This is a genomic window from Nonomuraea sp. NBC_00507, from assembly GCF_036013525.1.
In the GTDB taxonomy this organism is placed as follows: domain Bacteria; phylum Actinomycetota; class Actinomycetes; order Streptosporangiales; family Streptosporangiaceae; genus Nonomuraea.
Genome location: NZ_CP107853.1, coordinates 7,871,964 through 7,896,685 on the forward strand (window position 1 = coordinate 7,871,964; position 24,722 = coordinate 7,896,685).

Here is a 24,722-nt window from a genome sequence, read left to right on the forward strand (position 1 = left end):
GCTGGCCCCGGCATGGCGGACCGCATTACCCTGGCGCGGGTGATCTACGAGCATCCCCTGGCCTACGTGCTCGGCATGGAAGGGCTCGCGTTGCTGCGGTCCTTCACGGGCGAGCACGACCGCGGGTTCGTCGATGCGCGCCTCACCGAGATCCGCAAGCTCCTCGACGACGACACGCTGGCGAACGCCGCCGTGGACGTCGTCCGCGCGGACACCGTCGAGGGCTACCAGATCTGGTCGACAACATATGACGGCCCGAATTCGGCGTTCGACATCGATGAGCCGATCGTCCACGAGATCGTCGACGCGCTGCCGGCCGGCGTCGCCCTGGACGCCGCCTGCGGCACGGGGCGCCTCGCGGCCTACCTGGCCAGTCGCGGACACCAGGTCCTGGGCGTGGACAGCTCGCCCGACATGCTGGCCCGAGCCCGCGAACGCGTGCCGCAGGGCGAGTTCCACCTCGGCGACCTGCGTCTCCTGCCGGTGCCCGACGACGCGGTGGACCTGGTGGCCTGCTCGCTGGCATTGACGCACGTGGCCGAGCTGGACCCGGTGCTGACCGAGTTCGCCCGGGTGCTGCGGCCCGGCGGGCACGTGGTCATCTCGGACATGCATCCCGAAGGTGTGGCACGCGGCATCAGTCCGCCCGTCCGTCTGGCCGACGGACGACCGGCGCGGGTCGCGACATACCGCCATCTGATCGGCGACTACATCCGCGCCGCGCTGGCGGCGGGCCTGCAGGTACGCCGCTGCGAGGAGCCGCTGCTCCACACCGGGGACGAGGCCGTGCCGCCCGCCACCGAGACCCTGGGGCCGTGGCACCTGTGGCCGTGGGCCCTGAGCGACCTGGTGCCCGAGGCGGCGCGGGCGGCCGTCGCCGGGACGCCCTCGATGGTGATCTGGCAGTTCCAGCTAGCCGGCTGACGGCAGCTTGGCCAGCCAGGTCTCGACGTCCGCCGCGATGACCAGGGGCCAGTCCTCCGGCGTGTGGTGCCCGGCGATCTCCTCGTGCTGGACGATCTCGAGTGATGCCACGTTGGCCGCGCACCAGGCGAGGGTCTCGTCCGTCCACATCGTCCCGAGGCCGGGACGGAAGCCGATCAGTAGCTTCGGCACCTCGGCACTGGTCGCCAGCCACCGGTCGAACGCCTCGATCCAGGCCACGACGTCGGCCGGCTCCCCACCCAGCGGCAACGAGCGGGCCCAGCGCAGCTGCGGCAGGCGGCTCTCCCTCGTCGGGTACGGGTTCGTGTACGCGGCCATGTCCTCCTCGGTGAGCAGGGTGGTGACAGTGGTGGGCAGACCCCGCCGGAGGAAGGCGTCGTCGTCGAGGATCATGGACTCTCCCACACCCTCGGTCTTGATCGCCCGGAACAGCTCGCGGCCGCCTTCCGGCAGCTCCTCCCAGCTCATCGGCTTGACGATGGCCTCGGTGAAGGCGATCCCGCGTACCCGGCCCGGGTGGCGGGCGGCCCAGTCGAAGGCCAGCGCGCCGCCCCAGTCGTGGCCGACGAGCACCACGTCGTCGAGGTCGAGGGCGTCGAACCAGGCGTCCAGATAGCGGACGTGGTCGGCGAAGGTGTAGTCGATGGCGGGCTTGCCCGACTCGCCCATGCCGATCAGGTCGGGGGCCAGGCGGCGGCCGTGCCCGACGGCGGGCATGACATTGCGCCACAGGTAGGAGGAGGTCGGGTTGCCGTGCAGGAAGACGATCGGCGCGCCGGTGCCGAGCTCCCGGTAGTGCATGGTGGAGTCGAGCACGTTCTGGAGGGGCATGTCGGATCCGTTCAGGTGTTGAGTGTCATGGTGCGGTCCACCGCGATCTCGATCACGACCCGGCCGGGCGGCGCGGGCGGCGGCGAACCGTAACGTCGGCGGTAGTGCCGGGCGGCCTCGGCCACCCGGCGTGGATCGTCCGACACCGTGGCGGTGCCTTCGAGGGTGATCCAGCGGAACCCGTCGACCTGGCAGAGCGCGGCGCGGCCGTCCCTCGCCAGGTTGCGGGCCTTGCGCGAGGCGGCGACGGTCAGCACACGGGCCGTTCCCGCGTCGCGGTCCCAGGTGAAGCGCACGGCCACGACGTGCAGGGACCCGTCGGGCCGCAGGGTCGTCAGCGTGGCCACCCGGGGCTCGGCCAGAAAGGACTCCACCGAGCCGGCCAGGCTGCTCATGGTGAGGGCTCCGTCGGGCTGCTCATGGTGAGGACTCGAGGCGGGGCGGTCATCGGAAGGCGGCGACGTTGCGGGCGGCCCAGTCGGCGAAGGCACGCGGCACACGGCCCAGGATCCGCTCCACGTCCGGGCTGACCTGCTGCTCTTCAACGGTCGGCGTGCCCAGGATGGCAAGGGTGCCCTCGACGACCGGCTCCGGCATGACCCGCAGCATCTGCTCGCGTGCCTCCTCCCGGCTCTGCTCCACGAACCGCACCTCCTCACCCAGCGCCGCCCCGATCGCCGCGGCACGTTCGCGCGGGCTCACCGCTTGCGGCCCGGTGAGCGTGTACGTACGTCCCGCGTGCCCGCCCTCCCGCAGCACCACGGCCGCGACCTCCGCGATGTCGCCCGGGTCGACGGTCGGCAGCGCGACGTCGCCGAACGGCGCGGCCGCCGTACGGTGGGCGCGGATCGGCTCGGCCCACGCCAGAGCGTTGGAGTCGAAACCGCCCGGCCGCAGGATCGTCCACTCCAGCCCCGACCCGCGAACAGCCTCCTCGAAGGCCACGGGGTGGCCGTACGCCTCCGGCCGGGTCCCGGCGCCCTGCGACGAGAGCAGGACCACCCGCCGGACCCCGCCGGCCGCGGCGGCCTCCAGGACGGCCTGCGGTTCCTGCCCGGCGACGAGCAGGAACAACGCGTCGGCGCCGTCGAAGGCGGCCTTCAACCCGGCCGGCTCGCCCAGGTCGCCCGCGCTGTGGCGGACACCCTCGGGAAGCGGCGCGGGCCGCCGGGAGACCGCGGTCACCTGCTCGCCCGCGGCGGCGAGCAGCCGGACCAGCTCTCCACCGACCTTGCCCGTCGCACCCGTGACAACGATCATCTCTCTACCTCCGCGAAGTAAGTTAGTTGGCTGACTTAGTCCCGAGACCATAGCGAGCGACCGGGGTGCTTGTCTATAGTGAGTCAGGTGACTAACTCAACACGGTCGGGGAAGCGCGACCGCCTGGCCGGCGCCGCCGTGCGGGTGCTGCACGAGCAGGGAGTCGAGAAGACGACCCTCGCCGACATCGCCCGTGCGGCCGACGTCCCGGTGGGCAACGTCTACTACTACTTCAAGACCAAGGACCAGCTCATCGAGGCCGCCATCGCCGCGCACGGCCACCACCTCGAATCGATGATCGCCACCTTGGAAAGACTCCCCACCCCGCAGGAGCGACTCAAGGCCCTCGTGCACGGCTGGGTCGAGCAGCGCGACCTCGCGGCCAAGTACGGCTGCCCCACCGGCACCCTCGCCTCCGAGCTCGACAAACGCGACGACGGCCTCGACCGCGCGATCGCCAAGGTCATGGGAGAGCTGCTCGACTGGATGGAACGGCAGTTCGCCGCCATGGGGCGCAAGGACGCACGCGAGCTGGCGGTCGCCCTGATGGCGGCCTACCAGGGCATCTCCCTGCTGACCAACACCTTCCGCGACCCGGCCCTCATGGAGATGGAGGGCCGCCGCCTCGAACGCTGGATCGACTCCTTGGCCTGACCGCGCTTGCGCTGTGGGTGAAGACGTTCCGCCGTGGGCGATGAGGGGGTGCGACAGGCGCCGGCGGGCGGCATGGTGATCCCACAGATCGCTGACGGAGAGGTGGTGCGTGGACGATGACCATCGCGCAGGTGCTGGGACCGGGGGAGTGGCTGGGCGCGGAGATCCGTGACAGCGACGCCTGGCGGGTCACGCTCGACGAGGGACATCGGCAGGAAGTGCTGGCCGCCGTACACGCGGCGCCGGGCGAGATCACCCGCGAGAGCTTCCCGCTGCCGACGCTCGGCCCCGTCCTGCGGGGCGCGCGCGAGGAGCTCGTGGACGGCCGCGGGTTCGTGCTGATCCAGGGGGTGCCGACCGAAGGAATGAGCGAGCGGCAGTGCGAGATCGCCGCGCTCGGCCTCGCGTGCCACGTCGGCGGCATCGTCCCGCAGGGCCCGGACCAAGCACCCCTCATGCACGTACGAGACACGGGCGCCGACCCGGTGCAGGCGCGGACCAGGAGCTACGAGCACAGCGGGAGGCTCGGCTACCACAGCGACCCCACCGACATCGTGGCGCTCCTGTGCGTGCGGCCGGCCAAAGCCGGGGGCCTCAGCGCCATCGTCAGCTCCGTGGCGGTGCACAACGAGATGGTGCGGACCCGTCCGGGCCTGGCGGAGCTGCTCTACCTGCCGTGGTGGCACGACCGGCGCACCGGCGACGGCCCCGACAGCTTCTTCACCAAGCCGATCTGCGTTCCCCGCGCGGGCGGCCGGTTGTCCGTCTCGTACGGACCCGACTACCTGCGCTCGGCCCAGCGCGGCGCCCACGTGCCACCGTTCACCCACGCGCAGGAGGAGGCGATGGACCTCCTCGACCGGCTGACCAACGACCCACGTTTCGCCCTCACCATGGATCTACGGGCCGGCGACATGCAGTTTCTCAACAACCATGTCGTCCTGCACAGCCGCACGGCCTACGAGGACCACCCGGAGCCGGAGCGCCGCCGCCACCTGCTGCGCCTGTGGCTCACCATCGACGCGCCCCGGCTCGAGACGACGGCGTAGTCGGTCCTGCCGCGCTCGTTAAGGGAGGTGCAGGAGCGGGCGGCGCCCCCAGGTGGCCCAGCGCCAGAGCCATTCGAGCGGTCCCTGCCGGTATCGCCGCAGCCAGAGCGTGGACCACAGCCACTGGACGGCGAGGATGCCGCCGGCGATCATCAGCACCGTCGTGGCGGGCCACTCCGCCGGCGGGCCGTCCATGAGACGGGCCACCGCCCGGACGAGGAGCGTGGCGGTCAGGTAGTTGGTGAGCGCCATCCGTCCCAGCGGCGCGAAGGCGGCTTGCAGCACCGGCCGCAACGGGGTTCTGAGCAGGGCCGCCAGCCCGCAGAAGTACGCGCCTGCCAGCAGGAGCCCGGACACGGTGAACGAGAGAGTGTTGCCCGTGCTGATCTGCGCCCACAGGAAAGGCGCCGCCGCGGCTGCGAAGGCCAGGCACGACACGGCGGGGCCCCACGTGGCCCGCTCGATCCGGCCGATCACGCCGTACCTGGTCAGCGCCGAGCCGAGCAGGAACAGACCGGGCACCAGCGAGTAGTGCCCGCCCTGGACGATCAGCGACGTCGCGATCAGCGCGGCGGCCAGCCCGGCCACGGCCCAGCGCGGCAGCCAGGTCGACGGCAGCAGGACCACCAGTCCCACCAGGGCGTAGACGGTCAGGATGTCGCCCCACCACAGCAGGAACATGTGGGCCAGGCCGATGGCGAGCAGCACCAGGAGCCGGCGCAGCAGGAGCAGGCGGGGCCGGGGGACGCGCTGCCCGGCGGAGTCGAGCAGCAGCGAGAATCCGACGCCGAAGAGGAGGGAGAAGATCGGAAAGAAGCGCTGGTGGACGAGCATGCCCAGCCAGTCGCTCTTCCCGCCCGCCGGCGCGGCCGCCACGGCGGCGTTCCCGACGTTGGCGATCGGCACGACGTTGGCGATCAGGACGCCGCACAGGGCGAACCCCCGGATGGCGTCGAGCGCGGCGATCCGCGGCCGCCCGGAAACCGGTCCGGGTGTGGGGTCCTCCGGGCGGCGTGGGTATCCGATGGCGCCCTGCGCAAGGCCGGGATGGCCCGCCTGGCCCTCGGCGTGAGTGGGATGGAGGGGAGGGCCGCCGGGGTGCGGTGGCGGGGGGAGGTCTTCTCGTGGCATGGGGCCTCATCCTGCGGATCCCGGCACCGCGGCGGTACGGGTCGAAAGCAGGGTTCCCGGCGGCCGAGACCATACTTTCGGCCGGTTCACCGGAAGGGCGGCGACCTCCTACCCTGATCGGCGTGATGGACCGGGATCAACTGCGCGTCCACCCAGACGGAGCCGTGCTCGGCGGCGTGTTCGCCGTGTTGCTGGCCTTCACCGCCTGCCGGATCGCGGACACCTGGGGCGGCGGCTACTGGCAGTTCGGCTGCGCCGCAGGGGCGGTGGTGTGCGGGCTGGCCTTGGTGCGCCGGCGCCGCAGGGCGTCGGCGGCGGCCGGCGGCCTGGCGGTCGCAACCGGCGCCATCTTGGTCTCCTGGTACGCCGATCTTCCCGCCGAGCCCGGCCCCGCCATGGCGCTCGCCCTGTCCGTGCTGGTCGGCTCGGCGGTCAGCACGCTGCCCGCCGTCGCGGCCGGCGCGATCGCGGCCGGAGGGCTCGCGGTGGCGGCCGGCAGCCTGCTCACCTCTGGCGTGCCCGCCTCCGCCCTGCCGCCCGTGACGATGCTCAACGCCGGCGGATGGATCGCCGGAGTCACGATCGGCCTGTCCTCGCGGCTGCTGGCCGCCCGCAACCGGACCATCGCCGGCAACGTACGCCGCCACGAGCGCCTCCAGCTCGCCCGGGAGCTGCACGACGTTGTCGCCCACCACGTCACCGGCATCGTCCTGCAGGCCCAGGCCGCCCAGGTCCTCGCCCGCAAGCAGCCCGGACGCCTGGACAGCTCCCTGACCGGCATCGAAACCGCCGGTACCGATGCTCTGGCCGCCACGCGCCGCCTCGTCACGCTGCTGCGTGAGGCCGGCGACTCGCCCACGCCCCACTCCGAGGGCCTGGCCGACCTGGCCGCCCGGTTCGACGGCCCCGCCATACGCCTCCGGTTGCCCGAGGACGAGCCGGACTGGCCGCCCGAAGTGACCAGCACCGTCTACCGCGTCGTCCAGGAGTCGCTGACCAACGTATCCCGCCACGCCTGGCAGGCCCGCTCCGTCCACGTCACGGTGGCCCGCAACGGCGACGCCGTCACCGTCGAGGTCTCCGACGACGGCGCGCCGGTCCCGGCCAGGCACCAGAACCGCCGCGGCGCATACGGCCTGCTCGGCATGCGCGAACGCCTGGAGGCCCTGGGCGGCACGCTGCACGCAGGACCCCGCCCGGGCAACGGCTGGACCGTCCTGGCCACCCTGCCCCTGCCCGGCAGGCGGGAGCACCGATGACGATCAGCGTCCTGCTGGCCGACGACCAGGCCATGGTCCGCGCCAGCTTGCGTGTCATCCTGGAGGACCAGCCCGACATCAGCGTCGTCGCCGAGGCCGCCGACGGCGACCAGGCCATCGCTCTGGCCCGGCGGCTGCGCCCCGACGTGTGCCTGGTGGACGTCCAGATGCCGCACACGGACGGCATCGAGGTCACCCGCGCCCTGGCCGGGCCCGGCGTGCCCGCGCCGCTGCGCGTGGTGGTGGTGACCACGTTCGACCTCGACGAGTACGTCTACGGCGCGCTCCGCGGCGGCGCGGTCGGCTTCGTGTTGAAGGACGCGGGCCCGGCCCTGCTCGTGGAGGCTGTGCGAGCGGCGAACGCCGGCGACGCGTTGATCTCGCCGTCGATCACGCTGCGGCTGCTGCGCCACGTGAGGGCAGGCGGGACGCCGCCCGCCCGCCGGCCCGCGCAGCCGCTGTCGGAGCGGGAGATCGAGGTGGTCCGGGCGATCGCCAGGGGCCGCACCAACCAGGAGATCGCCGCCGAGCTGTTCATCTCGCTCAGCACCGTCAAAGGCCACGTCTCCGCCATCCAGCTCAAGCTCGGCGTACGCAACCGCGTCGGAATCGCTTCCTGGGCGTGGGAGAGCCGCTTGATGGGCGACGGGTAAAACTCCACTCTCTCCTGCCGCCCCGGCGCGCTACGGTGAGGGCACACGGCGATCAGAGGAGGGGACGGTGCGGACCAGGCTGCCCGTCGCGTTGCTCCTCCTGCTGTCCTGGTTCCTGCCTGCGACCACCCCCGCCAAGCCGGCCCAGCAGCACGTCCCGGTCGCGCACGTGGTGGCGGCCTGGCGGGCGCAGGAGCAGCCGGGGCTCGGCCAGGAGCCGTATCGCCACACCACGATGCAGGTCCGGCACGGCCTGCTCGGCCTGGTGGGTCCGGCCGGACCCACCGTGCTCCCGTCAGGCCTGCCGTATCCGGCGTACGCGTGGGCCGCTGTCGTCGCGCGCTCAGGCACGGACGCTCCGGCCGGCCGCCGGCCCGTTGCGGCGCCGGCGCGCGGGCCTCCCTCCACAGGGTTCTGAGATTCCCTTTTCTGCACATCTGAGCCTGTGGAGGCTTCATGTACCGTGCGCCTGTTTGGCGTGCGGTGGCGGCGCTTGTCGTCATCGCGATCTCATTAGCTCTTGCTCTCACCACCGCTCCGCGCCTGGGCCTGGACCTGCGCGGCGGCACCCAACTCGTGTTCGAGGCGAAGAACTCGCCGACCGTCAAGGCCGACGCGGCGGCCACCGACCGCGCACTCGACGTGCTCCGCCAGCGGGCGGACGCACTCGGCGTGGTCGATCCCACCCTGGTCCGCTCCGGCGAGAAGCGGATCATCGTCGAGCTGCCCGGCGTACTCGACCCGCGCCAGGCGGCCGAGGTGATCGGCCGGACCGCGCAGCTGGCTTTCCATCCTGTCCTCGGCGCCGGCGATCCTTCAGGGGTACGCGACGAGAACGGCGATCTGCTCACGCTCGGTCCCGCGGCCATCACCGGCGACGGCGTGGCCGATGCGGTCGAGCAGAGCGATCCCCAGCGTGGTCCCGGCTGGTGGGTGACCATCGATTTCCGCGACGCCAACGCCTGGCAGCGGCTGACCGGGGCGGCGGCGTGCGAGCCGCAGGGCGATCCCAAGCGCAGGATCGCCATCGTGCTCGACGCGGAGATCATCTCCTCGCCGCCGCTGGATCCGTCGATCCCGTGCCGTACCGGCATCCCGGGCGCCCGCGCGGACATCACCGGGTCGTTCACCCACGAGGAGGCCCGCGATCTGGCCGTGCTCATCAAGGGCGGGGCGCTGCCCGTCCCGCTGGCCCTGGTGGAGCAGCGTACGGTCGGACCGACGCTCGGCGCGGAGGCCATCGACGCCAGTGCCAAGGCGGCGGTGGCCGGGCTACTGGTGACCGCCGTGTTCATCGTGGCGGTCTACCGGGTGTCCGGGCTGCTCGCGGCGGTGGCGCTGGCCTGCTACGGGCTGATCTCGTACGCGGCGCTGGTGGCGATGGGGGCGACGTTCACGCTGCCGGGGCTGGCCGGGTTCGTGCTGGCGATCGGCATGGCCATCGACGCCAACGTGCTGGTTTTCGAGCGGGCCAGGGAGGAGCACGACTCCCGGCGCGGGCTGAGGCGGGCCTTGGACCTGGGGTTCAAGAACGCGTGGAGCGCGATCGCCGACTCCAACGTCACCACCCTGATCGCGGCCGGGCTGCTGTTCTGGCTGGCCTCGGGACCGGTCAAGGGCTTCGGCGTGACGCTGGCGATCGGCGTGCTCGCCTCGCTGATCTCCGCCATGCTGATCACCCGTGTGCTCGTCCAGGGTGTCATCGGCAGGATCGGGCCGCGCGCGTCCGGGCTGGCCGCGCAGGGCGTGGTCAGGACCTGGCTGGCGCGCAGGAAGCCGCGGCTCATGGCCGCCAGGAGGGTGTGGCTGGCGATCGCCGGCGGGCTGGCGGTGGTGGCCGTGGCCGGGTTGCTGGTTCGCGGGCTGAACGTCGGCGTGGAGTTCACCGGCGGGCGGCTCGTGGAGTTCGCCACGTCCAAGCCGGTCCCCGCAGACGTCGCCGGGCAGGCGGTGACGCGGGCCGGGGTCACCTCGGCGGTGGTGCAGTCCACGGACGACGGTGTCACGGTACGGGCGGCGCGGCTCGGGCTGGAGGAGGCGGCCCGGATCGAGCACGCGCTGGAGCCGCACGGCGGCGAGGTGAGCAAGACGCGCGAGGAGTTCATCGGGCCCAGCCTGGGCGAGGAGCTGCGGCGTAACGCCCTCGTCGCGCTCGGGGTGGCCGTGGCCATGCAGCTGGTGTATCTGGCGGTCCGGTTCCGGTGGACGTTCGGGGCGGCGGCGGTGCTGGCACTGCTGGTGGACGTGACCGTCGTGGTCGGGTTGTTCGCATGGCTGGGCAAGCCGATCGACGGGATCTTCGTGGCGGCGATGCTGACGATTGTCGGGTATTCGGTCAACGACAAGGTCGTGGTGTTCGACCGGGTGCGGGAGTTGTGGACCTCCCAGCGGGGGTTGGTGGCGGCGGTCGACGGGGCGATCGTGCAGACGTTGCCGCGGACGGTCAACACCGGGCTGGGCGCGTTGTTCATCCTGATGGCGTTGATGGTCTTCGGCGGGGACTCGCTGCGGGACTTCGCCATGTCGCTGGTGGCCGGGATCGTCATGGGGACGCTGTCGTCGGCGTTCGTGGCCGGTCCGGCGGCCGTCGTGCTGGCCCGGTTCGACCGCCGTCCACCCGCTCCGCCGGCCAGGCGCACCGCGCCACGCGACCGTACGGGCACCGGGGCGGTGGTCTGATCCACGGGGCATAGCGCGTCGCCCACCCTTGGGCCCTGGCCGCGCTGTGTGTGCCACCTTCCGTGCCCCCGCCCGCGCCTCCTGAGGAGTCGCGGAGCAGGGGCGCGGGGGGTTGGCCGAGGCTGGCGCGCCGGCGGACGCCTGCCGCGGGTCGGGCAGCGCGACGATCCGGGCCGGAGTTCTCCTTCAGGCGGCCGCGTAGATGAGCGCGCCCGCGCGTTCGAAGGGAACGACCTTGCCGTTGAGGATCACTTTGGCGGCATTGGGCGCCGCGATCGCGATGGCCTTGGCCGGGTCGGTGCTCGCGGTCAGCCCGCTGCCGTCGATGTGTACGGTGCCGTCCCCGCCGAAGGTCACGGCCAGGTCCGTGACCGCGGCCGGCGCCTTGACCAGGGTCGCGCCGGCACGTTCGACCGACGAGCCGTCCACCATCACGATCGACCCGGCGTCGGCGTAGAGCAGCTTGCCGTCGAAGACGTAGGACCCGAACGCGCGCGGCGTCTTCGACGTCCAGGACTTGTAGTAGACCCCTGCGCCGCCGTTCAAGCTGAGGGCTGTCGCCTGGTACGACGGGATGGTGCCCACGGGGAGACGTTCCACCGTCACGGACGTGTCGGCCGCGCCCTTCGACGGCACCAGGAGGGTGTCGAAGGTTTTCTGGCCGGTTGCGCCCGTCTTGACGTAGGAGACGTACTTCGCGTTCTCCATCGAGTAGAACCGCGGTGCGTAGTAGCCGTCGCGCAGGGTGGAGGCGACCTCGGCCGGGTCGGCGGGGACGATCGTCAGGTTCGCACCCGTCGCGAAGGCGGTGGTCGTGGCCTCCGTCCCGGAGCGGATCGAGGGCTTGGCGTCCGAGGCGAAGTGCCAGTTCTGCTCGTAGCGGTGCGTGGCGGCGGTGTCCACCGGCTTGAGCCGGTCGGAGACCACCCACAGGCCCGAGTGCAGCGACAGGACGGATCGCTCGTGGCGAACACCGGCGGAGCTCTCAGTGTTCGCGCCGATCAGGTCGAAGGCGGGGTTGGTGATCAGATGCGAGATCCCGCCCGCCGCCGTCGAGACCTGCGGCTTGTCGTCGATCTCGATCGTGTTGTGCGCCTCCGTGGTTTTCCGCAGCCATTCCGCGTGCGCGTCCGTGCTGTAGGTGAAGGTGCCCATGTCGGGCAGGAGTGGCCGACCGTATGCATAAGCGGTGATCGCCAGCTCGTCCGGATGGCTGTGGTTGCCGCGGTCGGCGTTGATCCGGAGGTGGGAGTCGTCGGCGGTCCAGCCGGAGCGGGAGACCGCGACCCGGGTGTCCGGGTAGAGGACGGATGTGTGCGCCGGCTTCTCGCCCGACGTGCCGGAGGTGCCGACGTAGAGGAGTTCGGGGTCGTTGAGCAGCTGGCCCAGCTTCCTGAGAGTGCTGCGCAGGTCGAGGGAGTCGCTGTCGCCGTAGGCCGGGCCGTACCCGCTGGGATAGCTCTGGTCCATGAGGAAGCGGGCCAACTGTCGCAGCTTGGCGGTCGCGGTGAACGCGATGCCGTTGCGCTGCATGTAGGCGACGACGTCCACGTACTGGCTGAGGTAGCCCCGCAGGTAGGCGTCCGTGGACTCCTTGTAGCCGCCGTCGGCGTAGGTCGAGTCGTTGAGCTGGGTCGACAGAAAGTTGGCGGCGTTGGTCCGCCACGCCGACGCCGCGCGGAACTCCGGGAAGTAGATGGAGTTGTGCAGCAGCGTGATCTTCTGCGACTGCATCTTGTTCGGCGTGGCGTTGACGTTCTCCTGCAGGTACAGGCCCGCCCGGTTCATCGTCTTGAGGATCGCGACGTTGGCGTCAGCGGTCAGCGACGGGCTCTTGCGCAGAATCTCGTAGGCCGCGATCCAGTTGTGCAGGCGCCGCGCGGCGTGCAGGTTGCCCGGATAGGAACCGGCGCCCTGATCGGCGTCGTAGGCGTCGGCGTCCTTGATGAAGTCGGTCATCAGGCCGATGAGCGTGCGGGCGTACTGCTCGTTGCCCGTCTTCTGGTACTCCAGGGCCAGCGGGCCGGCGAAGAAGAAGCGGGGCAGCTGGTAGAGAAACTCGTCGTCGGCGATGCGATACCCCTTGTCGACACCGCCGGGGAGCTTCCAGTCGAAGCCGCCGGGGTCGCCCTCCCACGAGAACGTGTTCTGGATAGTGTTGGACCAGGTGCGGATGGCCTCGTCGAAGGTCGCGGCGTTGCCGTACAGCATGATGTCCTTCGCGGTGTCGGCCGTGCCGGTCAGCGTCAGCTCCGCTTTCTTCACGCCGGTGACGCCGTCGAGGTCGAACCGCAGGTACGCCTTGCGCGTCTCGTCGGTGAACGGCCCGGTGCCCTGGTCGCTGACCTGCATGTAGTACTTGGTGCCGTACACGCCGGCCGGGTGGGCCGCCCAGATGTAGGTGTCGTGCGTGGGGTGAAGGGTCTTCACCGACCCATCGGCCAGGGTCAGGCGGAGGGTGGGCTTGCCCGACCCCTTGCTCCTGCTGTTGATGAGGGCGATGACCGCGTCCTTGTAGCGGCTCATCAGGAAGAATCCGGGCTTGCCGCTGGTGATGCTGCTCGTGACGTCTGCCGTGACCGTCTTTTCCCCCGGGCCGAAGGTCAGCGTCTTGATGTAGGCCTCGCCCGATCCCAGCGTCCATATGTGGCTGGCGGTCAGCTCGAGTGCGCCCGGCCAGGTGGTGTGCGAGAAGCTGCCCGCCTCGATGCCCGGGCGCGCGCGATAGTAATCCAGCAGCCGCTGCTTGGCCAGCGCGTAGTCGCCCGCCATCACCGCGCTCTCCACGGGCTTGAGGCCCGCGTGCGCGTAGTTCAGTCGCGGCCCCACCGTCCAGGCTCCGGCGCTCCACCTGCCGAAGAAGCCCGCATCGGACAACGCCGCCGCGGCGGCCGGAGGGGCCGGCACCAGGAACGCGGCGAACAGAATAAGGACGGCGAGCCGCCGCCACGAGGGATACATGCACGCCAAAGTAGGGGTTCCCGGTATGTCCGCGGTATGTCGGGCGCAGGAGGCCGCCTTCAGCGGCCGGCGATGTGCCGGACCACCTGCCGGATCACCTCCGCCTGGGCGGGGGCGAGCCCGTCGAGGAACGGCTCCATCGTCTCGGCGTCCCACTCGGGTCCGATCGGCGCACCGTTGGTCATCAGGTGCCGCAGGCTGTACTCGGCGAGCTCCGCCGCAAGCGGCGCGATCCGCGGGTCGTCGGGCTCGGCGCCGGCCAGCTCGTCGAGCCTGCGGTAGAACTCGTGGCCGCGCGCCGTCAGCTCGGGATCGGCGGCGAGCGCGTCGAGCATCGTGAAGGCGCGTTTCCGCTCGGGCGCCGCCGCCACGGTGTCCATCAGCACCAGCAGCTCGCGATCCCAGGCCGCCGCCTGCGAGGAGGGCAGGTCGACCGCCTTCAGGAACGCCAGCAGATCGGGCGAGGCGGTGTCCTGCGGGCCCAGCGTCCCGGCCTCGGCCCGCTGGAGCACCTGGGCCAGGCGCCGCCGCCGGTCCCGGATCTCCTGCTCCTGCCTGGCCAGGTCGGCGTCGATCTCGGCGAGGATCTCGGGCAGCTCCCTGGACCGGTCCTCGGCGATGACGTCGCGCGCCTCGTCCAGGCTCAGCCCGAGCGCGACGAGGCGGCGGACGCGGGCCAGGGCGATGGCGTCGCGCATGCCGTACTCGCGGTAGCCGTTGGCCAGGCGGGGCGGCTCGGGCAGGACGCCCTGGTGGTGGTAGTAACGCACCGTCCGGGTGGACACTCCGAGCAGCGCGGCGAGCTCTCCGATCCGCATGTCACCAGTAAAGACGTTGACGTCGCGTCACGGTCAAACCGGGGGTCTCATGGCCTGGAGGAAGAGGTCGACGAGCGCGTCGGCGTATTCGGGGGTCAGCGGGCCGGAGCGGAGCAGCCAGCGCTGGGAGAGAGGGGCGTACAGCAGCTCCAGCGCCAGGTCGAGGTCGGCGTCCGCGCGGATCTGCCCGGCCCGCTGCGCGCTGCGCAGCCGGGCCTTCTTGGCCTCGTCGACCGGGCCGGCCAGCTTCTCGCGGTATTGGGCGGCGAGGCCGGGATCGTTGATGATCTCGGTGTTGAGCGCCCGGATGGGCGCTTCGAACGCCGGATCGGCGAACTCGGCCACCGTCGCGCGCATCACGACCTTGAGATCTGCCTCGAGGTCGCCCGTGTCGGGCAGCGCCACGCTCTCCTCGGGGCCCACCTCGCTCAGCGCCAGGAACGAGTCGAAGATCACCGCCCCCTTGGAGGGCCACCATCGGTAGATGGTCTGCTTGCCCACACCGGCCCGTGCGGCGATGGCCTCGATCGACAGCTTGGCGTATCCCACCTCGGAGACCAGCTCGCGGGCGGCGGTGAGGATGGCCTGCCGGGATCGCTCGTTGCGGCGGGCGGGGTCGGGCTGCTTGGGCATGCCCGGCATCCTACCACACTGACGAGACGATACGTTGCGTCACGTGTCGCCGGCGACCCGCCGGGCGCGCGGGTCGCCGGCGGCTGTGTGGTCAGGACGTTCTGCTGAGCTTGCCGTGCGGATCGAGCACGTACTTGCGGGCAGCCCCCTCATCGAATTCGTGGTATCCCCGCGGCGCCTGGTCGAGCGGGAGCGGGGTGGCGTTGACCGCCTTCGCGATCTGCACTCGGTCGTGCAGGATCGCCATCATGAGCTGGCGGTTGTACCGCATGACGGGGCACTGGCCGGTGACGAAACTGTGCGACTTCGCCCAGCCGAGGCCTATCCGGATGGACAGCGACCCCTGCTTGGCGGCCTCGTCCGCCGCACCGGGATCGCCCGTCACGTACAGGCCTGGGATGCCGAGCGCGCCACCTGCCCTGGTGACGTCCATGAGCGAGTTGAGCACGGTGGCGGGACGCTCCACCTCCGACTCGTGGCCGTGACCGCGCGCCTCGAAGCCGACCGCGTCGACGGCGCAGTCCACCTCCGGTTCGCCGAGAATGTGCAGGATCTGGTCCTTCGGCTCGCCCAGGGCGACGTTGATGGTCTCGCAGCCGAAGCTGTGCGCCTGGTCGAGGCGCTCCTTGTTCAGGTCCGCGACGATGACCACGGCGGCTCCGAGCAGGAACGCCGAGGCGGCCGCGGCCAGCCCGACCGGGCCGGCGCCGGCGATGTAGACGCTCGAGCCCGGCTGCACTCCCGCGCTCACACAGCCGTGGAACCCGGTCGGGAAGATGTCCGCGAGCATGGCCAGGTCGAGGATCTTCTCCATCGCCCGGTCCTTGTCGGGAAACTTCAGCAGGTTCCAGTCGGCGTAGGGAACAAGGACGTACTCGGCCTGCCCGCCGACCCAGCCGCCCATGTCGACGTAGCCGTACGCCGAGCCGGGACGGTCCGGGTTGACGTTCTCGCAGACTCCGGTCTTGCCCTCCTTGCAGTTGCGGCAGCGGCCGCAGGCGATGTTGAACGGCACGGACACGAGGTCGCCGGTCTTGACGAACTCCACATCGGGACCGGTCTCGACGACCTCACCGGTGATCTCATGACCGAGGACCAGCCCCGGGGGCGCCGTGGTGCGGCCGCGGACCATGTGCTGGTCGCTGCCGCAGATGTTCGTCGCGACCGTTTTGAGTATCGCGGCGTGCGGCAGCTTGCGGCCGACGTTGGCCGGGTTCACGCCCGGGCCGTCTTTGAGCTCGAATTCGGGATAGTCGGTCTCGCGTACCTCGACCTTGCCTGGGCCTTCATATGTGACTCCCCTGTTGCCAGGCATGGTGATCTCTCCCTTGCTCGGAAGTGGCGGACGTACGATCGGTCACGGGCTCATGGATCACCTCCTCCCGCCGGGACGCCAGCGCCAGCGGGCGTGTCCCACGCGGTCCCTGATCTGGTCGTCCTGCGGCGCACGGGCCCCGGGAACCTGACCGGCGAGCTCCTGCCGGACGGCCTCGGCCTGCGGCTCCCTGGCACCCGTGATCTCCCCGGATGCCCCTTGCGCGGCCGTCTCGGGCAGTTCGCGGGCCGGGCGGGCGACCACGTCGTACACGACGACCGCCAGCACCGCGCCGATGATCGGCCCGGCGAGGTAGACGCCGATCTGCGCCCAGGGCGTGTCGCCGCCGAACAAGCTGTTGGCCAGGTATGGGCCGAAGGTTCGAGCCGGGTTGACCGAGCCGTTCGTCGACGGGCCCAGCACGAAGATCTCGCCCGCCACCGCCAGTCCGATCATCAGCCCGGCCCAGCCGGCCGGCGCCCGGCGGTCGACCGCCATCGCCATGATCGTGAGCAGCAGCAGGAACGTGCCGAGCGCTTCGAGCAAGATTCCCTGTGCATAGTTCACACCCACGCCGAGCTGGGTCAGCCCGACACCGCCCGGATCGATCGCGCGCCGGCCGAATCCGCCCACGATGAGCAGCGCCCCGGCGAACGCGCCGACGAGCTGGGCAACGATGTAGAACGGCACCTCGGCCCACGGGAACCGGCGCCCCGCGGCCAGAGCGATGGTCACCGCGGGATTGATGTGGGCTCCCGACGTGTTGCCGAACGCGTAGATGACGATCGCGACGACCACGGCGAACGACAGCGCGATGAAGCCGAGCCCGGCGTAGGTCAGCTGACCGTCGCCGAAGACCAGGGCCGCCACGACCGAGCCGGCGCCGAAGAGGACGAGCAACATCGTTCCGATGGCTTCCGCGACAAGCCGCCGCGGCAGGTCACCAACCATCGCGAACCCCCGATGACGGTGGTTTCCTCCCAATATTCGAATATAACCCGGTGACTGCGACGGCTCCCGGGGCAGGGCGGCAAAAGCCGGGTCACGGCACGGTGTCGTGACCGCAAGGCACCGAGCCGACAATAAATAAGTGGCATTCGCGGCATACCGGGGCTACCGTGGTTCACGTCGAACGCAGGAATGTCAGGAAGGCCAGGCCATGTGCTACGCAGCCGGTGCACTGGAGCGGGAACGGCGTCTGTGCCGCCGAGCCGCGGTGTTCGGCTGCGCGCTTATCGGGCCGGCCTCGGGATAATCCTCGCGGGGGAGGATCCAAAGGCCGCCAGGGACACCTCCGGGCGGCCTTTCTCTTTATCTTCGGGCTGATGGTGAAAAGGCATCATACCTGCCTTGCAAGCAGGAATTCGGGTTTCGAGATCCCGTCGGTCCACGCCAGGAATATAAGCGTCCGTAGCCCAACGGCAGAGGCACCGGTCTCAGGTACCGGACGGTGCGGGTTCGAATCCCGCCGGACGTACGCATGCGCGCCCCGTTGGTCCAGCGGTCAGGACGCCCGGCTTTCAACCGGGAAATCGCCGGTTCGAGTCCGGTACGGGGTACGACGAGCTTGACAGTTTTCGCGGTAGATCGTGTAATAGCGGTCGCGTCGCGTGACGCCGGCCGGGTGGACGGCGGTGGCATGGAGGCGCCGAATCAAGGGGGATGACACCGTGACTACCTTCATCGGTCGTGCCTGAGCACGCAGCCCCCGCGCGTCGTTCCATGCCTTCGGCGGTGTAGTCGACCCGTCGTTCCCTTCGGCATTCCGCGCGGGTTTTCGTTGTCATCGACACATCCCCGCCTGGAGTAAACACGCATGCCCATTGACTTCAACCAGCAGATCATCGACGAGTTCCGCGCCAATCAGGGCCGGGTCGGCGGCCCCTTCGAGGGAGCCAGGCTGCTCCTGCTGACGACCGTCGGCGCGAAGACCGGCGCACGCCGTACGACCCCGCTCGGCTACCTGCCCGATGGCGAGCGCATCCTCATCATCGCGTCGGCCGGCGGCGCGCCCGCGCACCCGGCCTGGTACCACAACCTGCGCGCCAACCCGCAGGTCACCGTGGAAGACGGCAGCTTCACCTACCAGGCCAAAGCGGTCGTCCTGGAAGGCGAGGAACGGGATCGCCTGTTCGCCCGCGCGGTCGAGCAAGAGCCGGGTTGGGGCACGTACCAGACCGGTTCCGGCCGGATCCTGCCGGTGGTCGCGCTCGTCCCGATCGACCACGGGCCGCCGGCCGGGCGCATGGGCGACGCCCTCAAGAAGATTCACGACGCTTTCCGCAAGGAATTGGCCGTGCTCCGCAAGGAGGTCGGCTCCTCGGGGCCCCGTCTGACGGCGCAGTTGCGGGTCAACTGCCTGACCATGTGCCAAGGTCTGCACGGGCACCATTCGCGCGAGGACGGTTTCATGTTCCCCGCGCTGGAGGGGCGCCACCCGGAGCTGGCCGCGGTGTTCGAGCGGCTGCGGGCCGAGCATCTGGTCGTCCAGCGACTCCTCGAACAACTCCAGGAGCTGCTCGCGGCCGACGACGTCGCTCCCGAGGAGCTGTCGCGCGAGGTCAGCCGGCTCACCGCGGAGCTCGAGGCGCACCTGGATTACGAGGAGGAGCAGCTCGTGCCGCTGCTCAACGGCGCGTAGGTTCCGGGAATCACGCAAGCCGGTGTCCCGTATTTGGGATATATTCCCGGATATGAGACAGGCGGAGGAGCTGGATACCCGGCTGGCCGAACGGCTGGCGGAGCTACGCGTGGAGCGCGGCTGGTCGCTGGATGAGCTGGCCCGCCGCGCCGCGATCAGCCGCTCGACCCTGTCGCGCCTGGAGCGCGGCGAGATCAGCCCGACCGCTGCGCTGCTCAACAAGCTCTGCGCGGTGTATGAGCAGACGATGTCGCGGCTGCTGGCCGAGGTCGAGTCCGAGCCGCCGCAGCTGCTGCGGGGCGAGGCCCAGCCGGTGTGGCGGGACGAGGAGTCGGGCTTCGTCCGCAGGTCGGTATCGCCGCCGCACCCCGGCCTGCGAGGCGAGGTCGTCGAAGGCGTCCTGCGGCCGGGCGCGGACATCGTCTACGACGCACCCCCGGTTCCCGGGCTCGAGCAGCATATCTGGGCGCTGGAGGGCACGGTGGAGATCACCGCGAACGGCAGCGCGCACACGCTCGCACCCGGCGACTGCCTGCGCTTCCGGCTCTGGGGAGCCTCTCGCTTCCGCTGCCCGGGACCGGACCCGGCGCGTTATGCGCTGCTCATCGTCCTGCCGTGAACCGTCACACGCTGCTTGCCGTGAAAGCGGAGGGATCTCCTATGCACACCATCGACCGCCTGTCCGCCGAGGAGTTCGACGCCGGCCTGAAGGACCTGGCCGATCTCCTGGTCGACGCCGTGGACGACGGCGCCTCTGTGGGCTTCCTGGCGCCGTTCGATCATGAGGCGGCCGCTGCCTGGTGGCGGGCGCAGGCCCCGGCCGTGGCCGACGGGCGCCTCCTGGTGTGGGTCTGCCGCGACGGCGGCGGCATCAACGCCACCGTCAGCCTGGCCCTGGTCGCCAAGCCCAATGCCCGCCACCGCGGCGAGATCGTCAAGCTCATGGTGCACCGCGAGGCCCGCGGCCAGGGTCTGTCGCGTGCCCTGCTGGCCACGGCCGAGCAGGCCGCCCTGGAGGCAGGGGTTGACCTGCTGCTCCTGGACACCGAGACCGGCAGCACCGCCGAGCACGTCTACCTCACCGGCGGCTGGACACGGTACGGGATCGTCCCCGAGTACGCCGGATCCCCTGACGGAACGCTGCGGGACTGCAGCTTCTTCTACAAGCGGCTCACCCCAGGCTCTGCGTGAGCGCGTCGAGGTCGGCCAGACGCTGGGCAGGTGACAGGCGCGCGGCCGTGGCGACGAGCAGCAGCTCGGTGACGGCGATCTCGTGTGCCAGCGGCGCGATCGGCCCGGCCGCCTCGCGCGGCAGGCTGACCAGCACCTCCGCCTGTGGGGCCAGCGGCGAGCCCCAGGCGTCGGTGACGAGCAGCAGCCGCGCGCCCCGGTCACGGGCGGCCTGCACGAACCGGGCGGTGGCGGGGGAGTAACGACGGAAGTCGTAGGCCGCGACCACGTCAGAGGGCCCCAGGTCCAGCAGGGTACGGGCGCGGGCCTGCGGCGGCCCGGGCACCCGGTGGGCGCCGGAGCGCAGACTGGCGAGCTGGCGGATCAAGTATTCGGCGGCCAGCTCGCTGAGCGGCCCGCCCAGCGCCCACACCGTGCGGGCCTCGGCCACCAGCGCCGCCGCGGCCATGAGCAGGGGCTCGGAGAGGGTCGCAAGCGTGCCGTCCAGTCCAGAGCGCAGGTCGTCGGCGGCCCGCCGCAGCTCGGACGGCCCGGTCTCGCCGGGTGCGGCCGCCTCAGAGCCGGGCGTGCTCTCGCGGGTGGCGCTCTTGGCGGCCCCCGGCGCGGTGACGAATTCCAGCAGCCGCGACCGGTCCCGCGCCCCGTCTCTGACGGCGGCTTGGAACTCGGCGAACCCGGTGTATCCGAGCCGGTCGAACAGCCGCGAGGCCGTCGGCGGGCTGACCCCCGCACGCTCGGCCAGCGCCCGCAGCGAGCCGAGCGCCGCGAACGGGTAGTCGTCGAGCAGCACCCGCACGATCGCACGTTCGCCGGGCGGCAACTCGGAGTAGACGGCGCTGAGGCGGCTCGCCACCGGATCGTTCTCCATGATGACACATGTTACATGAGTCCCCATATATGCGCCTTAACGAAACAAATGTTACGGTGCGGACATGACTACCTGGCATGGTTTGATCGACAGCCGTTACCGGCGCTGGCTGCCCGTCACCGACGACACCCCGGCCGTCTCGCTGAACGAGGGCAACACCCCGCTGCTGCGCTCGGCGTACCTGTCCTCGCTCACCGGCTGCGAGGTGTGGCTGAAGGTCGAAGGCGCCAACCCGACCGGATCGTTCAAGGACCGCGGCATGACCGTGGCCATCAGCAGGGCGGCCGAGCGCGGCGCCGAGACCGTCATCTGCGCCTCGACTGGCAACACCAGCGCCTCTGCCGCCGCGTACGCCGCCCGCGCCGGCCTGTCCGCGGCCGTGCTCGTCCCCAAGGGCCGGATCGCGCTGGGCAAGCTGAGCCAGGCCGTACGCTACGGCGCCCGCATCGTGGAGATCGACGGCACCTTCGACGACTGCCTGCGGGTCGCCCGCGAGCTGGCCGGCCACCACCCGGTCGCGTTGGTCAACTCCGTCGGCAACGAGCTGCGCCTGGCCGGGCAGCGGACCGTCGCCTACGAGGTCGTGGACGCCCTGGGCGACGCGCCCGACGTGCACTGCCTGCCCGTGGGCAACGGCGGCAACATCACCGCGACCTGGGGCGGCTACCGCGTCTACCAGCAGGCAGGCGTGGCGACCCGGCTGCCGCGCATGTGGGGTTTCCAGGCGGCGGGCGCGGCGCCGCTGGTCCACGGCGCGCCCGTCGCCGACCCGCGGACCGAGGCGAGCGCGATCCGCGTCGGCAACCCCGCCACGTGGGACGGCGCCGTCGCCGCGCGCGAGGAGTCCGGCGGGCTGATCGCCGCGGTGAGCGACGAGCAGATCTTCGCGGCGTACCGGGAGCTGGCCCGCCGCGACGGCGTCTTCGTCGAGCCGGCCTCGGCGGCCGGGGTGGCGGGGCTGCTCGACCAGCACGCGCGTGGCCTGCTGGAGCCGGGCCTGCGCGTGGTGATCACGCTCAGCGGCAACGGCCTGAAGGACCTCGACGCCTCCCTGCGTGACGGCTACACCACGACCGAGACCTCCGCCGTCACCGCGGACGTGGCCCGCGCTCTGCGCCTGGCTTCCTGACCTACCTGCAAAGTCACTCGCCGGACTCCCGGTCCCCGCGTGACCAGTTACCACTCTGCCCGGTACCCGTGTGGCCGTGTGACCACGAGGGAGAACCACGCGGAGACGTCCGAAGCTCAAGCGCAAGGCATGGCGCTGTTGCGCTGTACGGCATGCGACTGGCGACGTCACGAGATGTGGGACGCCAAGCATCCCAGCGCCGCATGATTGACAACTTCCGATCATGAGCGAGCCCCCGTCGAACGCCCACGACGGGGGCCCTCGCCGGTCGGTGGACCCTCAGCCGCGACCGGACGCTCATTCGCCCATCTGCCGTCGCCGGTAGGCGATCTTGGCTTGCAGGGCTTTCCAGACCAGCCGCTCCCACGAGTACGACCGGAGCACGCGGCCGGACGGCTCGTGGATCGTGCTCCACATGCCGGAGCTGTCACGCTCGGGGGTCCGGCACTCGGGGATAGCGTCGATCGCGTACCACGGGATCATGACCTCCGCCCCCACAAGTGCAAGATCCGCTTGGCGATGGCCGCGAGTTCCAACCCCCGGAAACTTCCCGCCTCGAAGGTCTCGCCGGAGAGCCGATGCCAGCCGTGCCACCGGCCGTCATCGCCGAGCCGGACATCGCACTCCGGCACAAGATCGTCATGCCACGTCTGATCTTGATCCATCGCACCCTCGCCTTCCTTGTCATGTGGTCAAGGGTAGGGATAGCGCGCTAGGTTCGCTAGGTGTTGCGCTATCGCCTGACAGGCCAGAGACACCTACCTTGCCAACGTGGCAAAGATCGAAACCGAACCGCCCGCATGGCGTCAGGTCTACGCGGAGATCAGTAAGCGGATCCGCACCGGCAAGATCCCGGTAGGCGAGAAGATCCCGTCACTGGTCCAGCTCACGGCGGAGTTCGGCATCGCGTCGGCCACCGGCATGAAGGTCATGCGAGCCCTTCGGGAGAGCGGCTTGATCCGCACCGTCCCCGGACGGGGGTCGTTCGTCGCCGATCCCGAACATTGGGAGCCAGAAGGGTCCGCCTAGCGCACCTAGCGCGCTCTGTACGCCACGCTGATGGCCTGTCGGGGGCTGTCTCGGCGCCCCCCCGATGCCCACAGACGGCCTCCCGGCGGGCCTCAGACCGACACACATGCTTCCGAATGCCCGGGCTACTGGGCCCTCTGTTCGGCCGTCCTGCACCCACGGGCCGACGCCTGTTTTTCCGGATGATCGACGGCCAGCGGGGCACAGAGCGCCTGAGACCATCCCCGGTGGTTGCCCCTCGCGACCATGATCCAGGCCGCCCGCGACCCTCCGACCGACCCATCATTCTCAGAGATCATCCGCAGTCCGGCGGGCATGGCAGGACCCCGCCGGGCTGGTCTCGACGGAGGTCCTTGGATCCGGTCAGGGATCGAAGCAGCTCAACACGGCCATGCCTCGCCGTGGGAGTTGGCAATTTCTGCGCATTCAGCCCAGAGGGTCTTCCACACACTGAAGTCACGTGTCGCTCACGTCTGCGGTCCGCCAGACATAGGTGCGCCGCCAGCCAATTTCGAAAACGCCAATTACCACTTTGAGCCTGTTTGAGAAGATATATCGGCCCTCACTGGGCGAACGTTACAGCCTTTGACGTGCAGATTCTGGTGACTTTTCTCACGTTGCTGATTGATCTTGCTCAATGTAAACCTTATTTGCCATTCCAAACACGCGGCAGATTGAGAGTGTTAGTGAACAAGTTAGTCAGCACGGCGAGGCGTGAACGGCCGCCTCGCCGACACCTGGCGCTGGCCACGGTGCTCACGGTGGCAGCATCGCTGCTGGTGGCAGGGGTAACTACGACCGCTCAGGCCGATCCGGAGCCGACCGAAACGGCCACTCCATCGGTAACGATTTTTCCTCGTCCCCAGGATCCGGATGCGCCGCTCAGAACAGCGCTCGAGATCGCCAAGAGGTTAAATGGGCCTGTCCCCGTAGAGGAGGTCTAAACCGAGACGTCTCGAACCTGGGCCTACCCGGACGGGCATTTGACGCTGCAGTCGTACGCAGGACCGTCACAGCTCAAACAGCCCGACGGCTCATGGGCGTGGATCGACACGACGTTGGTCGAGCAAAACGGCGTCCTCAAACCGAAACTGGCCAAGGCTAACATAGCCTTCTCCCTGGGCGGTGAGCAGCCGTTCGCCTCGATGGAGCGGGACAACGGACAGAAGTTCGCGCTGTCCTGGTCGAAGGACCTGCCCAGGCCTGAGGTCGACGGCAGTGTCGCCCGTTACGTCGATGCCGCGGGCTCCGGTGCCGATCTTGTGGTGACGGCCCTTCCGACCGGGTTCCGGCATGATGTGGTGCTTCGCGAGCGCCCTACCGGTCCGGTGGAGTTGCGGATCCCGGTCACCACCAAGGGCCTGACGCTGGCGGAAGGCAAGAAGGGCAAAGGCCTCGTACTCACCGACGCCAAGGGCAAGCAGGTGGCCTCGGCCGCCGAACCGGTGGCCGTTGATGCCGGCCCCAGCCCGGCCGAGACCAACGCCGGAAAGGTGACGCCGCCGCGTACCGGCAAGATCGACACCCAGGTGGTGACCGAGAACGGCCGGCAGATGCTGGTATTGAAGCCGGATGCGGCGTTCCTGAACGACCCGGCCACCCGCTACCCGCTGACCGTGGACCCGACCACGACGCTGCCGCTGCTCAGCGACCAAACCGTGAGCAAACAACGCCAC

The 24,722-nt window shown here is 70.4% G+C and carries 24 protein-coding genes and 3 tRNA genes; 16 read left to right on the plus strand and 11 right to left on the minus strand.

The window, feature by feature from the left end; translation table 11 throughout:
- The first annotated feature begins 12 nt into the window (after nucleotides 1-12).
- Nucleotides 13-924 (plus strand): class I SAM-dependent methyltransferase, encoded by a 912-nt coding sequence (locus OHA25_RS37895; RefSeq protein WP_327581724.1) that lies wholly within the window; start codon nucleotides 13-15, stop codon nucleotides 922-924.
- On the opposite strand, the gene OHA25_RS37900 is transcribed toward OHA25_RS37895, so the two are convergent.
- The 3 genes from OHA25_RS37900 to OHA25_RS37910 are packed head-to-tail and all read right to left on the minus strand — an operon-like array spanning nucleotide 913 to nucleotide 3,036.
- Nucleotides 913-1,776 carry a haloalkane dehalogenase gene (locus tag OHA25_RS37900; RefSeq protein ID WP_327581725.1) on the minus strand — a complete coding sequence of 288 codons (864 nt, stop codon included), beginning with the start codon at nucleotides 1,774-1,776 and terminating at the stop codon, nucleotides 913-915. The two genes, OHA25_RS37895 and OHA25_RS37900, sit on opposite strands and share 12 nt — an antisense overlap.
- 11 nt (nucleotides 1,777-1,787) lie before the next feature.
- Nucleotides 1,788-2,171, minus strand: a complete 384-nt coding sequence (locus OHA25_RS37905; RefSeq protein ID WP_327581726.1) for a pyridoxamine 5'-phosphate oxidase family protein — start codon at nucleotides 2,169-2,171, stop codon at nucleotides 1,788-1,790.
- Between the two features lie 49 nt (nucleotides 2,172-2,220).
- Complete coding sequence (locus tag OHA25_RS37910) at nucleotides 2,221-3,036, minus strand: NAD(P)H-binding protein (RefSeq protein WP_327581727.1); 816 nt, start codon at nucleotides 3,034-3,036, stop codon at nucleotides 2,221-2,223.
- Between the two features lie 87 nt (nucleotides 3,037-3,123).
- Between OHA25_RS37910 and OHA25_RS37915 the strand changes: the two genes are divergently transcribed.
- Nucleotides 3,124-3,690 (plus strand): TetR/AcrR family transcriptional regulator, encoded by a 567-nt coding sequence (locus OHA25_RS37915; protein ID WP_327581728.1) that lies wholly within the window; start codon nucleotides 3,124-3,126, stop codon nucleotides 3,688-3,690.
- Between the two features lie 116 nt (nucleotides 3,691-3,806).
- Nucleotides 3,807-4,739, plus strand: coding sequence for a TauD/TfdA family dioxygenase (locus OHA25_RS37920; RefSeq protein ID WP_327581729.1), 933 nt, complete (start codon nucleotides 3,807-3,809; stop codon nucleotides 4,737-4,739).
- A gap of 18 nt (nucleotides 4,740-4,757) precedes the next feature.
- On the opposite strand, the gene OHA25_RS37925 is transcribed toward OHA25_RS37920, so the two are convergent.
- Nucleotides 4,758-5,870, minus strand: a complete 1,113-nt coding sequence (locus OHA25_RS37925; protein ID WP_327581730.1) for a DUF418 domain-containing protein — start codon at nucleotides 5,868-5,870, stop codon at nucleotides 4,758-4,760.
- A 125-nt stretch (nucleotides 5,871-5,995) separates the two neighbouring features.
- On the opposite strand from OHA25_RS37925, the gene OHA25_RS37930 reads away from it, so the two are divergent.
- From OHA25_RS37930 to secD, 4 genes are all read left to right on the plus strand, one after another.
- Entirely contained in the window at nucleotides 5,996-7,129 is a 1,134-nt protein-coding gene (locus OHA25_RS37930; RefSeq protein ID WP_327591098.1) for a sensor histidine kinase, read from the plus strand.
- On the plus strand, nucleotides 7,126-7,782 hold the full coding sequence (locus OHA25_RS37935) for a response regulator transcription factor (RefSeq protein ID WP_327581731.1): 657 nt from the start codon (nucleotides 7,126-7,128) through the stop codon (nucleotides 7,780-7,782). The genes OHA25_RS37930 and OHA25_RS37935 overlap by 4 nt, the downstream gene beginning before the upstream one ends.
- A 67-nt stretch (nucleotides 7,783-7,849) precedes the next feature.
- Nucleotides 7,850-8,200 (plus strand): hypothetical protein, encoded by a 351-nt coding sequence (locus OHA25_RS37940; RefSeq protein WP_327581732.1) that lies wholly within the window; start codon nucleotides 7,850-7,852, stop codon nucleotides 8,198-8,200.
- 38 nt (nucleotides 8,201-8,238) lie between these two features.
- Entirely contained in the window at nucleotides 8,239-10,461 is a 2,223-nt protein-coding gene (gene secD, locus OHA25_RS37945; RefSeq protein ID WP_327581733.1) for a protein translocase subunit SecD, read from the plus strand.
- Nucleotides 10,462-10,647: 186 nt separating this feature from the next.
- Here the strand turns inward: secD and OHA25_RS37950 are convergent, their stop codons facing one another.
- The 5 genes from OHA25_RS37950 to OHA25_RS37970 form a co-directional block, all read right to left on the minus strand.
- Nucleotides 10,648-13,422, minus strand: a complete 2,775-nt coding sequence (locus OHA25_RS37950; RefSeq protein WP_327581734.1) for a heparinase II/III family protein — start codon at nucleotides 13,420-13,422, stop codon at nucleotides 10,648-10,650.
- Between the two features lie 59 nt (nucleotides 13,423-13,481).
- Nucleotides 13,482-14,240, minus strand: coding sequence for a MerR family transcriptional regulator (locus tag OHA25_RS37955; protein WP_327581735.1), 759 nt, complete (start codon nucleotides 14,238-14,240; stop codon nucleotides 13,482-13,484).
- 33 nt (nucleotides 14,241-14,273) lie between these two features.
- The gene (locus OHA25_RS37960; protein WP_327581736.1) at nucleotides 14,274-14,873 is read right to left on the minus strand and encodes a TetR/AcrR family transcriptional regulator; all 600 of its coding nucleotides are present in this window, start codon (nucleotides 14,871-14,873) and stop codon (nucleotides 14,274-14,276) included.
- A gap of 91 nt (nucleotides 14,874-14,964) precedes the next feature.
- Entirely contained in the window at nucleotides 14,965-16,188 is a 1,224-nt protein-coding gene (gene fdhA, locus OHA25_RS37965; protein ID WP_327581737.1) for a formaldehyde dehydrogenase, glutathione-independent, read from the minus strand.
- A gap of 57 nt (nucleotides 16,189-16,245) precedes the next feature.
- Entirely contained in the window at nucleotides 16,246-17,139 is an 894-nt protein-coding gene (locus tag OHA25_RS37970; protein WP_327581738.1) for an MIP/aquaporin family protein, read from the minus strand.
- Nucleotides 17,140-17,507: 368 nt separating this feature from the next.
- On the opposite strand from OHA25_RS37970, the gene OHA25_RS37975 reads away from it, so the two are divergent.
- The 6 genes from OHA25_RS37975 to OHA25_RS38000 all read left to right on the plus strand — a co-directional run bounded on the left by OHA25_RS37975 (nucleotide 17,508) and on the right by OHA25_RS38000 (nucleotide 20,020).
- Nucleotides 17,508-17,578 (plus strand) — tRNA-Ala (locus OHA25_RS37975).
- A gap of 14 nt (nucleotides 17,579-17,592) precedes the next feature.
- Nucleotides 17,593-17,665, plus strand: a tRNA-Leu gene (locus tag OHA25_RS37980).
- Between the two features lie 9 nt (nucleotides 17,666-17,674).
- Nucleotides 17,675-17,747, plus strand: a tRNA-Glu gene (locus OHA25_RS37985).
- A 257-nt stretch (nucleotides 17,748-18,004) separates the two neighbouring features.
- Entirely contained in the window at nucleotides 18,005-18,829 is an 825-nt protein-coding gene (locus OHA25_RS37990; RefSeq protein WP_327581739.1) for a nitroreductase/quinone reductase family protein, read from the plus strand.
- A gap of 52 nt (nucleotides 18,830-18,881) precedes the next feature.
- Nucleotides 18,882-19,448, plus strand: a complete 567-nt coding sequence (locus OHA25_RS37995) for a helix-turn-helix domain-containing protein (RefSeq protein WP_327581740.1) — start codon at nucleotides 18,882-18,884, stop codon at nucleotides 19,446-19,448.
- A 41-nt stretch (nucleotides 19,449-19,489) separates the two neighbouring features.
- A complete protein-coding gene (locus tag OHA25_RS38000) occupies nucleotides 19,490-20,020 on the plus strand; it encodes a GNAT family N-acetyltransferase (RefSeq protein ID WP_327581741.1) in 531 nt (176 codons plus the stop codon).
- Here the strand turns inward: OHA25_RS38000 and OHA25_RS38005 are convergent.
- Nucleotides 20,001-20,888 (minus strand): MurR/RpiR family transcriptional regulator, encoded by an 888-nt coding sequence (locus OHA25_RS38005; protein ID WP_327581742.1) that lies wholly within the window; start codon nucleotides 20,886-20,888, stop codon nucleotides 20,001-20,003. The two genes, OHA25_RS38000 and OHA25_RS38005, sit on opposite strands and share 20 nt — an antisense overlap.
- Before the next feature lie 64 nt (nucleotides 20,889-20,952).
- Between OHA25_RS38005 and thrC the strand changes: the two genes are divergently transcribed.
- Entirely contained in the window at nucleotides 20,953-22,017 is a 1,065-nt protein-coding gene (thrC, locus tag OHA25_RS38010; RefSeq protein WP_327581743.1) for a threonine synthase, read from the plus strand.
- Between the two features lie 297 nt (nucleotides 22,018-22,314).
- Here thrC and OHA25_RS38015 read toward each other — a convergent pair whose 3' ends face one another.
- The gene (locus tag OHA25_RS38015) at nucleotides 22,315-22,500 is read right to left on the minus strand and encodes a hypothetical protein (RefSeq protein WP_327581744.1); all 186 of its coding nucleotides are present in this window, start codon (nucleotides 22,498-22,500) and stop codon (nucleotides 22,315-22,317) included.
- 288 nt (nucleotides 22,501-22,788) lie between these two features.
- Between OHA25_RS38015 and OHA25_RS38020 the strand changes: the two genes are divergently transcribed.
- Together OHA25_RS38020 and OHA25_RS38025 are read left to right on the plus strand one after the other, a co-directional pair.
- Nucleotides 22,789-23,046, plus strand: coding sequence for a winged helix-turn-helix domain-containing protein (locus OHA25_RS38020; protein ID WP_327581745.1), 258 nt, complete (start codon nucleotides 22,789-22,791; stop codon nucleotides 23,044-23,046).
- 590 nt (nucleotides 23,047-23,636) lie between these two features.
- Nucleotides 23,637-23,990, plus strand: coding sequence for a hypothetical protein (locus OHA25_RS38025; protein ID WP_327581746.1), 354 nt, complete (start codon nucleotides 23,637-23,639; stop codon nucleotides 23,988-23,990).
- The last annotated feature ends 732 nt before the right edge of the window (nucleotides 23,991-24,722 follow it).